Source organism: Crossiella sp. S99.2 (assembly GCF_023094165.1).
GTDB lineage: Bacteria > Actinomycetota > Actinomycetes > Mycobacteriales > Pseudonocardiaceae > Crossiella.
The window spans coordinates 1-12,819 of the sequence record NZ_JALMDK010000013.1 but is presented as its reverse complement, the minus strand read 5'-3'; the positions used below and the strand labels follow the sequence as shown (position 1 = coordinate 12,819).

Annotated in this window: 14 protein-coding genes; 8 read left to right on the top strand and 6 right to left on the bottom strand. The window is 71.9% G+C overall.

All coding sequences use genetic code 11. The features are described 5' to 3' along the window. Positions 1 to 12: 12 nt before the first annotated feature. The 3 genes from MZC64_RS36815 to MZC64_RS36805 are packed head-to-tail and all read right to left on the bottom strand — an operon-like array spanning position 13 to position 2,995. On the bottom strand, positions 13 to 1,452 hold the full coding sequence (locus MZC64_RS36815) for a DHA2 family efflux MFS transporter permease subunit (protein ID WP_247764292.1): 1,440 nt from the start codon (positions 1,450 to 1,452) through the stop codon (positions 13 to 15). Next, positions 1,449 to 1,622, bottom strand: a complete 174-nt coding sequence (locus MZC64_RS36810) for a hypothetical protein (RefSeq protein ID WP_247764291.1) — start codon at positions 1,620 to 1,622, stop codon at positions 1,449 to 1,451. The genes MZC64_RS36815 and MZC64_RS36810 overlap by 4 nt, the downstream gene beginning before the upstream one ends. Then, positions 1,619 to 2,995: an amidase gene (locus MZC64_RS36805; RefSeq protein ID WP_247764290.1), complete on the bottom strand. Its 1,377-nt coding sequence runs from the start codon at positions 2,993 to 2,995 to the stop codon at positions 1,619 to 1,621. Before MZC64_RS36805 ends, MZC64_RS36810 begins: the two co-directional genes overlap by 4 nt. Positions 2,996 to 3,064: 69 nt before the next feature. Here MZC64_RS36805 and MZC64_RS36800 point away from each other — a divergent pair, with 69 nt between their 5' ends. After that, positions 3,065 to 3,457 carry a MerR family transcriptional regulator gene (locus tag MZC64_RS36800; protein WP_247764289.1) on the top strand — a complete coding sequence of 131 codons (393 nt, stop codon included), beginning with the start codon at positions 3,065 to 3,067 and terminating at the stop codon, positions 3,455 to 3,457. Between the two features lie 159 nt (positions 3,458 to 3,616). Here the strand turns inward: MZC64_RS36800 and MZC64_RS36795 are convergent, their stop codons facing one another. From MZC64_RS36795 to MZC64_RS36785, 3 genes are read right to left on the bottom strand one after another with little or no spacing between them, the layout of a single operon-like run. Continuing rightward, positions 3,617 to 4,222, bottom strand: coding sequence for a response regulator transcription factor (locus MZC64_RS36795; protein ID WP_247764288.1), 606 nt, complete (start codon positions 4,220 to 4,222; stop codon positions 3,617 to 3,619). Then, positions 4,219 to 5,310, bottom strand: a complete 1,092-nt coding sequence (locus MZC64_RS36790; protein WP_247764287.1) for a sensor histidine kinase — start codon at positions 5,308 to 5,310, stop codon at positions 4,219 to 4,221. Before MZC64_RS36790 ends, MZC64_RS36795 begins: the two co-directional genes overlap by 4 nt. Next, a complete protein-coding gene (locus tag MZC64_RS36785) occupies positions 5,307 to 6,260 on the bottom strand; it encodes a hypothetical protein (RefSeq protein ID WP_247764286.1) in 954 nt (317 codons plus the stop codon). Before MZC64_RS36785 ends, MZC64_RS36790 begins: the two co-directional genes overlap by 4 nt. Positions 6,261 to 6,401: 141 nt before the next feature. Between MZC64_RS36785 and MZC64_RS36780 the strand changes: the two genes are divergently transcribed. The 7 genes from MZC64_RS36780 (at position 6,402) to MZC64_RS36750 (ending at position 12,714) form a co-directional block, all read left to right on the top strand. After that, positions 6,402 to 6,833, top strand: coding sequence for an SRPBCC family protein (locus MZC64_RS36780; RefSeq protein ID WP_247764285.1), 432 nt, complete (start codon positions 6,402 to 6,404; stop codon positions 6,831 to 6,833). Between the two features lie 123 nt (positions 6,834 to 6,956). Beyond that, entirely contained in the window at positions 6,957 to 7,841 is an 885-nt protein-coding gene (locus MZC64_RS36775; RefSeq protein WP_247764284.1) for a siderophore-interacting protein, read from the top strand. Next, entirely contained in the window at positions 7,841 to 8,833 is a 993-nt protein-coding gene (locus MZC64_RS36770) for an ABC transporter substrate-binding protein (protein ID WP_247764283.1), read from the top strand. Before MZC64_RS36775 ends, MZC64_RS36770 begins: the two co-directional genes overlap by 1 nt. Continuing rightward, positions 8,830 to 9,825, top strand: a complete 996-nt coding sequence (locus MZC64_RS36765; protein ID WP_247764282.1) for an iron ABC transporter permease — start codon at positions 8,830 to 8,832, stop codon at positions 9,823 to 9,825. Before MZC64_RS36770 ends, MZC64_RS36765 begins: the two co-directional genes overlap by 4 nt. A 44-nt stretch (positions 9,826 to 9,869) precedes the next feature. Further along, the gene (locus tag MZC64_RS36760; protein WP_247764500.1) at positions 9,870 to 10,847 is read left to right on the top strand and encodes an iron chelate uptake ABC transporter family permease subunit; all 978 of its coding nucleotides are present in this window, start codon (positions 9,870 to 9,872) and stop codon (positions 10,845 to 10,847) included. Beyond that, entirely contained in the window at positions 10,844 to 11,620 is a 777-nt protein-coding gene (locus MZC64_RS36755; RefSeq protein ID WP_247764281.1) for an ABC transporter ATP-binding protein, read from the top strand. Before MZC64_RS36760 ends, MZC64_RS36755 begins: the two co-directional genes overlap by 4 nt. 158 nt (positions 11,621 to 11,778) lie before the next feature. Beyond that, positions 11,779 to 12,714 (top strand): hypothetical protein, encoded by a 936-nt coding sequence (locus tag MZC64_RS36750; RefSeq protein WP_247764280.1) that lies wholly within the window; start codon positions 11,779 to 11,781, stop codon positions 12,712 to 12,714. Positions 12,715 to 12,819 lie beyond the last annotated feature (105 nt).

Genomic DNA, 12,819 nt, shown 5'->3' with positions numbered 1-12,819 from the left:
TACACGTGCCCGTCAGGTCAGGGGAGCACTTCCGGCGCGCGCGGTGCGGTTGCGTTGCGGCGTGGTGGATTCGCCGCGGGGGAGGGCGAACGCGGCCACCAGTGCCGCGGCGACCAGGAAGGCCGCCGACAGCAGGAAGGCCGCCGAATAACCCGCGGCCAGGGCGGTGGGACTGCTCGCGCCGCCCTGGTTCGCGGTGATCGTCGCGGCCAGGGTGCTCAGCACCGCGAGGCCGATCGCGCCACTGGTCTGGCGGACCGTGTTCAGCACGCCGGCGGCCAGGCCGTTCTGGTGTGCGGGCAGGCCGGTGGTGGCGGCCACCGTGATCGGGGTGAACGCGGCCGCGCTGCCCAGTCCCAGCACCAGGCCGGGCAGCGCGACGGCGAGCAGGTACGGCTGGTCCACCCCCAGGAGGACCGCCGTACCGCCAAATCCGGCCGCACCCACCAGGCAACAGAGCACGGTGGCCCGGCGCGCGCCGTGGCGTACGGTGAGCGCGCCCGCGGCCCGTGCGCCCACGCACATCGCCACCCCGATCGGCAGGTAGCCGAGCCCCGCGGCCATCGGGGAGTAGCCGGAAACATATTGCAGATAAAGGGAAAGCAGGATCGGGCTGGCGAAGAAACCCAGTCCCAGCAGGAACATCACCGCGTTCGCCGCGGCCACCGCGCCCAGCCGGAACACGCCGAGCGGCACCAGTGGATCGGCCGCCCAGCGGGCCTGGTGCACCAGGAACACCGCCAGCACAAAGATTCCGCCGACCAGCGGGACCAGCACGGACGGACTGCCCAGTCCATTGTGGGCAGTGCTCATCACCGCGTACACCACGCCCACCAGTCCGGCGGTGGCGAGCACCGCGCCCACCACATCCAGCCGCACCGGGCCAGCAGCGCGGTCTCGCGGTGGCAATACCCGCACGGCCAGCGCCATCGCGGCCACCCCGATCGGCACGGTCACGAAGAACACCCAGCGCCAGCTCAGCCCGTCGGTGAGCAGCCCGCCGAGCACCGGACCACTTGCCGCGCCGATGGCGCCGACCGCGCTCCAGGTGGCCAAGGCCCTGGCACGGGCGGCCGGTTCGGTGAACGTGGTCGTCAGCAGGGACAGCGTGACCGGCATCAGCAGCGCGCCGCCAAGCCCCTGCACCGCCCTGGCGGCCAGCAGCAATCCCGGCCCGGTGGCCAGGCCGCCGATCGTGCGGGCCACGGTGAACAGGCCGAGGCCGAGCAGCAGGATCCGGCGCGGCCCGAACGCGTCCGCGCAGCGCCCGCCCAGCAATAGGAATCCGGCGAAGGCCAGGGTGTAGGCATTGACCACCCAGGGCAGCGATTCCGGGGTGAATCCCAGTGCAGTACGGATTTCCGGCAGTGCCACGGACAGGATGGTGGCGTCCATGATCACGATGAACGAACCGGCGCAGGCGAGTAGCAGCACCAGGCTGGATGTCCTCATTGGACGGTGCCCTCGCAGTCGTGTTCGGGAACCGGTATCGCGTACAGGGCGTCCATCGCGGCCCGGCGGCCGGGATAGCCCGCGATCAGCCCGTCCAGTTCGGCGCCCTGGGCGGGCAGCCCGGCCGCGGCCAGCAGTGTGCGCACCACGGCGCCAGGGTCCTCGTTCATGCCGCATCCTCCACAGTGGACAGTTGCCGATGCCAGCCGGTGTGTTCCTGGAAGGCCGCGCCGACCCGGATGAGCAACTCCTCGCCGAAGTCGGGTCCGGCGAGTTGCAGGGACAGCGGCAGATCCTCGGCGGTGCGGCCCATGGGCAGCGCCAGCACCGGGTTACGCACGCTGTTCCAGTACGGCGTGTGCACCAGCCCGAACAGCCCGTCGTTGTCCTGGTGCCCGGCCGGGGTGGTCAGCGCGGACAGCGGCGGCGCGCCGGTGGAGGCGGTCGGGCAGGCGAGCACGTCGACCTCGTCGAACAACGCGGCCACAGCCGCCCGCCCGGCCTGGCGAACCCGTTCCGCCCGCACGTAATCCGCGCCCGAGACCAGCGCGCCGTTGGCCAGCAGGCCGCGGGCGGCCACGGTGTAGTCCGCCCACCGCGTGCTGAGACGGTCCCGGTGGTAGGCCAGGCCCTCGCACTCGGCCGTGACCAGCGTCGCGGTGATCAGTTCCGGCCAGAGCGGCAGCCGCACCTCGGTCAGCTCCGCGCCCAGCCCGGCCAGCACGTCCAGGGCCGCGTCGAAGGCCGGGGCCACCGCGGGATCGCCATGGGCCGGGAAGTGGTGTTCGCGCACCACGCCGATCCGCAGCCCGGTCAGGTCGTCGTCGAGGCGTGGCGGGGTGAACGAGGTCAGCGCGGCGAGCACCGCGGCGCAGTCCAGCGCGCCGTGCGCCAGTGGGCCGACCCGATCCAGACTGGGCCCCAGCGGCACGCAACCCGCGGCGGGCACCCGGCCGTAGGTGGGAATCAGCCCGGTGACCCCGCAGAACGCGGCAGGCATCCGGATGCTGCCCGCGGTGTCCGAACCGATCCCGGCCAGGAACATCCCGGCCGCCACCCCGCTGGCCGAACCCGAACTCGACCCACCCGGCCAGCGCGCCGGATCCCGTGGATGCCGCGGCACCGGGAACGGCTTGCCCGCATCCGGCAGGCCGATGCCGAACTCCATCAACGTGGTCTTGCCGGTGAGCACCGCGCCCGCGGCCCGCAGCCGCGCTACCACCGGCGCGTCCCGGCCGCCGTGGAACTCGGGATCGGACACCAGGCTCTGCGCCGTGGTGGGCGCCCCGGCCAGTGCGATCGAGTCCTTCACTCCGACCGGGATCCCGTGCAGCGGTCCGCGATCCAGCCCGGCCGCGAGTTCCCGGTCCGCCCGCGCCGCCGCTTCCCGGGCCTGGTCATCGAGCCTGGTCAGGTACACGCCGAGCCGGGCGTCCAGGCGGTCGGCGGTGGCCAGCGCGGACTCGGTCAGCGCCACACTGGTGATCTCCCCGGCCCGCAACGCGGCGGCCGCGGCCAGTAGCGATCTCGGCTGGTCGATCATCGGCAACCCCTCCCCGATTAGGTGAGGCTTACCTTGCAAGCTCAACCCGGGTTGAGGTCAACTGTGCTGGTGGACACGCTCTGCTCGATCCGGACCACCGCCGCCCACTTCGGCCTGCCGGTCTCCACGCTGCACTACTGGGAGCGCCGCGGCCTGATCACCCCGCACCGCCGCGGTGGCCGCCGTTACTACGACACCGACCAGCTCTACCGGATCGCGGCCATCCGGCACTGGCGCGACCTCGGCCGGTTCAGCCTGGAGGAGATCGGCGTGCTGCTGGCCGGACGCACCGCCACACACGACTGGCTGGACACGGTCAGCGCGCGGATCGCGTTGGTGGACAAGGAGATCCAGCAACTGGAACGCACCGGCGCCTACCTGCGGCACCTGCTCAGCTGCCGGCAGGACGTGCCAGAGCGGTGCGCGACCTTCCGCGCAGACCAGGAGATCCCGTCGCCCTAGCCCGGTCCGGTCCGTACCGCGCCGGCGTGTTGGCCGTTGTCGTACCCAGTCTTGGCCGAACTGGTACCACTTGGGCCAACTGGTACGCCCACTTGGGCCAACTCGGCGTACCAGTTGGGCCAACTCGCCGTCCGGAACGGCCAACACGGTGAGGGCGGGTTAGAGCCAGCCGGCGTCGCGGGCGATGCGGATTGCGTCGATGCGGTTGCGGGCGCCGACCTTGCTGATCGCGTTGGAGAGGTAGTTGCGCACGGTGGCGGGGGACAGGGCCAGGGCGCGGCCGATCTCCTCGGTGGAGTCGCCGCTGACCGCGGTGGCCAGCACCTCGGTCTCCCTGGCGGTCAGCGGGCTGGCCCCGGTTTCCAGCGCGGTGGCGACCAGGTCCGGGTCCAGCACCCGTTCGCCCCGGTGTACCCGGCGGATGCCCTCGGTCAGGGTCTGCGCGGGCGCGTCCTTGACGATGAATCCGCGCACGCCGGCGTTGAGGGCGCGCAACAGGTTTCCGGGCTGGCTGAGGCCGGTGAGGATCAGCGTGCGGCAGGCAGGCAGTTCGCGGTGCAGTTGTTCGGCGGCGCTGAGCCCGTCCAGGCTGGGCAGGTCGATGTCGAGCACTGCCACGTCCGGTGTGGATTCCCTTGCCGCGGCGAGGATTCCGTCACCGCGGTCCAGCTGGGCCACCACCGTGAAGTCGGCCTCCAGGGACAGCAGCGCGGCCAGTGCGCCCCGGATGAGGTGCATGTCCTCGGCGATCAGGATCCGGATCACGGGGCCTCCACGGGTAGTTCGAGCACCAGCCGGAACTCTCCGTCCCGGCAGTGCGTGTGCAGCTGCCCGCCGTGCGCGCGGGCACGCTGGCGCAGGCCGGGCAAGCCGTTGCCGTCCGAGCCGGGGGAGTCCGCGCCGTCGTTGACGATCTCCAGGCGACCCGGCCGCAGCGTGATCGTGGCCGTGCCGGCCGCGCTGTGCCGCACCAGGTTGGTCACCGCCTCGCGCAGCGTCCAGGCCAGCACCTCCTCGTGCGCGGCCGGCGCTTCGATGTCGGTGCGCAGCCGGATTCCCGCCGCCTGCACCAGGGATTGGGCCGCGGCCAGCTCCGCGGCGAAGGTCGGCGAGTGCTCGCCCCGGCTGATCTCGCGCAGGCTGCCCAGCGCGGAACCGGCCACCGCCGCCATCCCGGCCACCTCGGCGCGCGCGGCCGGGGGATCGACGATGAGCAGGCGCAGCGCCAGGTCGCCCTTGAGTGAGAACGCGGACAGGCTCTGCCCCAACAGATCGTGCAGATCGCGGGAGATGCGCAGGCGTTCCCGGTTGACCGCCAGCTCGGCCAGCTCGCGGCGGTTGGCCTCCAGCTCGGCCATGATGCGCACCACGCGGGCGCCGCCGTAGAGCGCCAGCGGGAAACCGATCCCGGTGGCCAGTCCCTGGAATCCCTGCACCAGGGCGATGGGCTGCCCGGCGGTCAGCCCGTAGTACACCCACCAGCCGAGGCCGCTCAGCGCGACCAGTGCGAACCAGGCCAGCGCGGCCCGCCTGCGCAGCACCATCAGCGCGGAGGCGGCCACCGCCTGGTTCACGTTCAGCCCCCAGGTCCAGGTGAACCACAGCTGCGGCACGACCACCAGCACCACCAGCAACGCGAAGGTCCACTTCCCGTGCCCGGGGCGTTCGCCGCGCATCACGGCCAGGCTGTGCCGCAGTTGCAGGGCCAGGATCGCCGCGCCGAAGAGCAGTCCGGTGCCACCGCCCTGCGGGGGTTCGTGCCGGGCGCCGAAGGTGACGAACAGCGGGCCGACTGCGAGCAGGAACACGTGCATCGCGATCACCAGCACCCGCAGGTAGCGGACCGGGATCATCCGGTCACCGACAGCGAACCGTTGGCGCGCACGGTGATCACGCATTCGGTGAGGTCCGGCCTGGCCAGTCGGGCGGCCAGTTCCGCGCGTAGCCGGGCCAGCTCCGCCTCCTCCGGCTCGGGCAGCGGACCCGCGGGCAGCTCCAGCCGGGCCGGGATGCCCGCCGCGGCCAGCAACGCGACCGCGGTGTCCAGCTCCGCGCGCAACGGCCCGCGCCGGTACCGGCTGACCAGCCGCCGGGCCTGGGCCAGGGACTGCCGGGACACCGCGGCCAGCTCGCGCACCCGCACCGCCGCACCCGGACTGTCCGTGCCGACCAGCCGGGCGGCCGCCGTCGCGCCCTCGGCCAGCCTGGCCAGCGGCGCGCCCAGTGTCGCGGTGATCTCCGCGCCCGCCCTGGCCCGTTCGGCGAGCACGGCCTCGGCCGCCAGTTCGGCCCGGCTGTCTCGCAGCCGGACCACCGCGACCAGCAACCAGATCAGCACCGCCGCGCTGAGCCCGATCATCGGGCCGCCGATACCGAAGAACAGCACGTGGCCCGGGTGCCCCATTGCCAGTGGCAGCAACACCAGCGACACCGCGAGCAGCGCGGCGGACACCAGGGACCACGGCGGCCGGAGCTGAACCAGTACCAAAGTGATCAGCAGGTAGTAGGAGGCCAGCCAGTCCACCCCGACCACCGGGGTCGCGCCGAGCACGACCAGGGTGACGAAGCCCAGCAACAGTCCCGTATGCCGGGGTCGCCGTCCGCCGGTGGCGGCCTGCAGCAGCACGCAGGCCGGGGGCAGGAACAGCAGGGTGGCCACCGCGGCCGCGCCGGTGCGGCCCGGCACGGCGGGCGTCAACTCGAAGCGCACCAACGAGAGCAGCGGGATCTGGGCCAGGAACACGACCAGCCCGATCCGGGCGGCGGGCAGCCAGCGCGGTGGCCTGTCGGGGAAATCCGGCACTCGTGCACGGTAGACGAACGGCGGGGCGCACAGCCGCCGATCGTGCTCGCCGGAACCCGCCGGTGACCAGATGCGGATGTCACCAGCCGCCGGTGATTTCGCGCTCTGCCGCGATCGGTCCGGAGTGGACAGGCTCTGGCCATGACCGAGACCACCGCACAGGAAACCCGTATCGAGATCAACCGTGTGCTGCCCGGGACCCGGGAGCGCATCTACCAGGCGTGGACCGAGGTCGAGCTGTTCGTCCAGTGGTACGGCACCGACCCGGCTCGTACCACCCTGGACGCCCGGCCCGGCGGCAAGTGGCGTGGCGTGCTCGTGTACGAGGGCCAGGAGATGACCTTCTCCGGCGAGTTCGTCGAGCTGGTCGCGCCCAGCCGGGTCGCGCTCACCCTTACCGACCGGTCGGACGGTAGCGGTCCGCACGCGCTGATCACGGTGGTGCTGACCGAGGCCGAAGGCGGCACGAACGTGCAGTTCACGCAGGTCGGGCCGCTGCCTGAGGAGTACCTGGAGGCCACCACCCAGGGCTGGCACTCCTACCTGGACGAGCTGGCGAAGGTGACCGGCTGAGTCGACCGGGGTGGCGGGCTGACCAGGTCAACCCGCCACCCCAGCTTGCACTCGTTAGGCGAGGCTAACCTATGCTGCGAACGTCGCGGCGCTGGTCGCCGCCTGGGGACGCGAGGAGTGCGAGTGGGACGTGAGGACCACCGGCACCGACATCTGGACCGGATCGCCGAGGTCCGGGCCGGGTCGAGTGCCGAGAAAGTGCCGTATCCGATCGGGATCCGGGAGACCGAGGTGCTTGGCGCCCGGATGATCGGTTCGGGCCTGCTCCGGTTGACCCTGGGTGGTCCCGGCACGCTCGGTTTCCAGGCGCACGCGCCGGACGAGCACATCAAGCTGATCTTCCCGGACGCCGAGGGCGTGCTGCGGCTGCCCGAACCGAACGGGCTGATGCTGCGCTGGCCGCGGCCCGCGCCGGTCTCCCGCGAGTACACCGTGCGCAGGTACGACCCGGCCACCGGCGAGATCGACCTCGACATCGCCCTGCACCCCGGCGGGCTCGGCTCGGACTGGGCGCTGGCCGTGCGACCGGGGGAGCGGGTGCACGTCGCGGGCCCGCCCGGCGGGCGGATCGTGCCGCACAACTACGACCGCTACCTGCTGGCCGGGGACCTCACCGCGCTGCCCGCCATCGCCAGATGGCTGGAAGAACTGCCGCGCACGGCGGCGGGCTGGGCCTTCATCGAGGTCGCCGACGCGACCGAGCAGATCGAACTGGCCGCGCCCGAACGGTTCGAGGTGCACTGGCTGCACCGGGGCGAACGGCCCGCGGGCACCGGTGGCCTGCTGGCCGACGCGGTGCGCGCGGTGCGCTGGCCCGCGGGGGAGCGGGTGCACGTCTGGATCGCCGGCGAGGCCGGGCAGATCAAGCCACTGCGCGGCTGGGTCCGCGAACTGGGGCTGGCCAAGGGTGATCACGACATCACCGGCTACTGGAAGTACGGCGTCGCCGACTTCGACGAAGAACACGAACACGAGCACACCGCCGCCGCTGGAAATGAGGACCGCTGATGTCCACCCGCCGATCCGCCCGCTTGTTAGGCGCAGTGCTGGTCTCCCTCGCCCTCGCCGCCACCGGCTGCGGCGCGGGTGAGGCCAAGGACAACGCGGTCGAGACCCGGGTGGTCAAGGCCGACAACGGGGACATCACCATCCCGGCCAAGCCCAAGCGGGTGATCGCCACCGGCTACGCGGTGCCGGTGCTGATCGAGTCCGGCGCGCCGCTGGTCGGCGTGTCCTCCTGGACGCGTGGCCTGCCGCTGATGTCGGCCAAGGACCGGGCCAGCTACGACGGCCTGAAGAAGGTCGCCGGGGAACAGGCCAAGGAGACCAACTACGAGGCCATCGCCAACGCCCAGCCCGATCTCATCGTGATCGGCGTGCCCGCGCCGGTGCTCGGTGACATCGACCTGGCCCGGCTCAAGACCGTCGCGCCGGTGGTGGCCATCGGCCCGACCGTGCCCTCGGCCTGGAAGGAACTCTCCCGCCGCCAGGCCGACGCGGCCGGCGCGCTGACCGGGTTCGACGCCGCGCAGACCAAGTACCAGGCCAGGGCGACCGAACTCGGCGCCAAGTACAAGGACGTGCTGCCCAAGCTCAAGCTCGGCCACCTCGGCGCGTACGGCGAGGTCGCCAAGGGCCAGTTCCAGCACGAGTTCAACGGTTCCTGGGGCACCAACATCGCCCAGGACATCGGCGCGAACTACTACGGCCAGGTCAAGAAGAAGGGCGGCGGCTCCAAAGACGTCAGCGAAGCCTCCTCCATCGAGGAGCTGACCACCGCCTACGCCGAGGCCGACGCGATCAGCTACTCGGTCAAGCCGGACGGTTCGGTGCCGCCGCCGGTGCAGTACGTGCTGGATTCGGGGCTGTGGAAGAACCTGCCCGCGGTCAAGGCGGGCCGGGTCTACCCGTTCCGGCTCACCGAGGCCGCCACCTACACCTCGGCCCTGCAGACCCTGGACGCGATCGACGCCGCGTTCACACCACTGCTGGCCAAGTGAGCGCTCGGCGACTCCCGGCCCGGCAGCTGACCCTGCTGCTCGGCGCGCTGGCGCTGCTCGCCGTGGTCGCGGTGCTCAGCCTCGGCGTCGGCGCCAACCCGGTCGCCCCGGCCGAGGTGGTGCGCGCGCTGGTGTCCTACAACGGATCCAGCGCACACCTGATCGTCTGGGACATCCGGGTGCCGCGCGCGGTGCTGGCCGTCGGGGTCGGCGCCGCGCTGGCCACCGCGGGCGCGGTGATCCAGACCCTGTCCCGCAATCCCTTGGCCGAGCCCGGAATTCTCGGGGTCACCGCCGGCGCCGGGTTCGCGATCACCGCGGGCTCGGCGTTCGGCCTGGCCGCCACCCAGAGTGGACAGCTCGGACTGGCCGTGCTCGGCTCGGCGCTGGCCGCGCTGCTGGTCTACGCGGTCGGCCGCCAGTCGCCGCTGCGCCTGGTGCTCACCGGGGTGGCGCTGAGCGCGGTGCTCACCGGCGTCTCGCTCGGCCTGCGGCTGATGGTGCCGGAAGTCCTTGACCAGTACCGATTCTGGTCGGTCGGCTCCCTGGCCGGCCGGGAGCAGGCGCCGCTGACCCTGCCGCTGGTGGTGATCGCGCTCGCGCTGGGCGGGACGCTGCTGGTGAGCCGGTCGCTCAACGCGGTCGCGCTCGGCGAGACGGTGGCGCACGCGCTGGGCGTGCACGTGGCCAGGGTCCGGCTGATCTCGCTGGTGCTGATCACCGTGCTGGTCGGCGCGGCGACCGCGGTGGCCGGGCCGATCATCTTCGTCGGCCTGATGGTGCCGCACCTGGCCCGGCGGCTGGCCGACGGCTCGGTTCCCTGGCTGCTCGCGCACACCATGGTGCTCGGGCCGGTGCTGCTGCTGATCGCGGACACGCTGTCCCGGGTGCTGCTGGTCACCGGCGAGGTGCCAGTGGCGATCGTGACCGCGTTCCTGGGCGGCCCGGTGCTGATCTGGGCGGTCCGGCGGTACGGGACGGAGTCGTTGTGAACGGCCTGCTGAGCGTGTCCCTACCGAACGGTCGGTCGGTACGCATGGAGCGCCGGACCCTGGTGGTCGCGCTGGCGCTGACCGGGTTGATGCTCGGTCTCGGCCTGCTCGGGTTGTGCCTCGGCGCGTCCTGGTCCACCCCGGCGGAGGTCTTCGCCGCCCTCGGCGGCAGCGGTGATTCCGTTGTGGTGATCCGGGATTGGCGGCTGCCCAGGGTGCTGGCCGCGCTGGTCTTCGGCGCCGCGCTCGGCCTGGCCGGCGCGATCTTCCAGAACCTCACCCGCAACCCGATGGGCAGCCCGGACGTGCTCGGCCTGGACAGCGGCGCCTACACCGGCGCGCTGTTCGCGATCACCGTGCTGGCCGGCACCGCCGCCGAACGAGCGGTCGGTTCGGTGGTCGGCGGCCTGATCGTGGCCACGCTGATCTACCTGCTGGCCAGTCGCGGCGGCCTGTCCGGGATGCGGCTGGTGGTGATCGGGGTCGCGGTGAACGCGATGGCGGTCGCGCTGAACTCCTGGATCGTGCTGCGCGCCGAACTGGAGGTGGCCATCGCCGCGGTCGGCTGGCACGCCGGTTCGCTCAACGGCATCGGCTGGCCGCAGGTGGTGCTGCCGTTCGCGATCATCGGTGTGCTGCTGGCCCTGCTGTTCACCCAGTCCCACGCCGTGCAGCAGCACGCGCTGGGCGCGGACCTCGCGGCCACCACCGGCGTCGGCGTGTCCCGGCTGCACCTGCTGATGGTGCTGATCGGCGTCGGCTGCACCGCGACGGTGACCGCGGTGGCCGGTCCGATCGTGTTCATCGCGCTGGCCGCCCCGCAGATCGGGCGCAGGCTGGCCAAGGCGCCCGGCGTGCCACTGCTGCCCGCCGCGCTGACCGGCGCGGTGCTGTTGCTGACCGCCGACCTGCTCGCCCAGCTGCTGCTGGCGCCGGTCGCACTGCCGGTCGGCGTGCTCAGCAGCGCGATCGGCGGCTGTTACTTGATCTGGCTGCTCACCAGGGAGGTGAGGCGCGCGTGACCGCACGCCTGAACGCACGGGAACTGACCCTGCGCTACGGGGAGCGGGTGGTCTCCACCCGGCTGGACCTGGACATCCCCGACGGCGCGTTCACCGCCATCGTCGGCCCCAACGCCTGCGGCAAGTCCACTCTGCTGCGCGCCTTCGTCCGGCTGCTCCGCCCCGCCGAGGGCGGCGTGCACCTGGACGGGCGCCCGGTGACCGGCTACCCGCCCAAGGCACTGGCCCGCTCCCTGGGCTTCCTGCCGCAGGACCCGGTGACCCCGGAGAACATCAAGGTCCGCCAGCTGGTCGGCCGCGGCCGTTTCCCGCACCAGTCCCTGCTCGCCACCTGGTCCACAGTGGACGATCAGGCGGTGGCCGAGGCGATGGATGCCGCGGGCGTGGCCGATCTGGCCGAGCGCGGCGTGCACGAGCTGTCCGGCGGCCAGCGTCAGCGGGCCTGGGTGGCCATGGTGCTCGCCCAGCAGACCCCCTGGCTGCTGCTGGACGAGCCAACGTCGTTTTTGGACATCACGCACCAGTACCAGCTGCTCCGGTTGCTGGCCCGGCTGCGCGATGAGGGCCGCACCATCGTCGCGGTGCTGCACGACATCAACCAGGCCTGCCGCTACGCCGACCACCTGGTGGCGATGAAGGACGGCCGGGTCATCGCCGAGGGCCCCGCCGCCGAGATCGTGGACAGCGCCCTGATCAAGGAGGTCTTCGACCTGCCCAGCATCGTGGTCCCGGACCCGGTGACCGGCACGCCGATGGTGGTGCCCACGCTGTGATCGGCCGGCGGCGGCCCCCACCGTGGGGGTCCCCCGCCGAACCCCCAGGCGCGGACTTGGGGGTTCGCCCCTCATGCCTCTGGGGGGTCCCGCCGAACATGCTTCTCCTACCAGCAAGGAACGCCGCGAGGGGCGGCACAACCTAAGGGGTAGGAACCATGAATCGCAGGACCGGACACCTGATTCTCGCCGCGGCCGCCACCGCCATCACCGCCGCCGCTCTCCCCGGCACCGCGTCCGCGGACATCGCTCCGCCGCCGGTCTGCGTGAAGTCCACCGACGTCACCGGCCCCGCCTTCGACGTCAAGCAGTGCAACGTCAGCGACGTCGACCAGTTCCGCGCCGGCCTGGAGAACAACGGCAACGCCTACTGCGGCCCGGCCAGCCTCTACAACGTCCTGCACTACTTCGCCAAGGACCGCAATGCCCCGGTCGGCTGGCTGACCACCGACCTGCGCAACGTCGACCCCAAGAACCCCGCGCAGTACAACCTGGTCACCAATTCCATCGGCCGGATCGGCGTGGACGCCAAGTACGACGGCGGCACCAAGATGGGCAACCTGCGCACCGCCTTCGACATCGCCACCGGCAAGGCCCGCAACGCGGGCTGGGCCACCGGCACCGGCAACATCAGCTCGCACACCAGCCAGGACTTCAGCGGCGACCTGGCCAAGCGGCTCAACGCCGGTTCGGTCCAGCTGGTCTACGGCCGTTACAAGGCCGGCCCCACCACCGGCAGCCTGGAGCGCAACGGCGGGCACATCGTCACCGTGGTCGCGGCCAAGGGCGACTTCGGCGGCAACACCGTGCAGCTGAAGCTGGCCGACCCCGGCCGGGCCGGGGACCACGGGGACGCGGGCTACCTGGACGACCAGTCGGCCTACGAGTCGCTGGACGTGACGCTGACCAAGCGCAGCATCAACGAGTACGTGCCGGTGGAGGACGACGTGAACACCACCGAGGACGAGAGCCTGCAGCCGGGCACCTACCGCACGGTGACCAGGTGGGAGCTGACCGGGCCGCGCTACATCGGGACCACCCGGCAGATGGTGGAGACCTTCAACTGGTTCGCGATGGCTCCGCCGGTAGGCTGAGCCCGCGATGAAAGGCCCCCTCGACGACTGAACTGCTCCCCGGAAGTTGGACTGAGAATTCAGTTCCAGCTTCCGGGGAGCAGTCGTATGGACGCACGGAGTTCG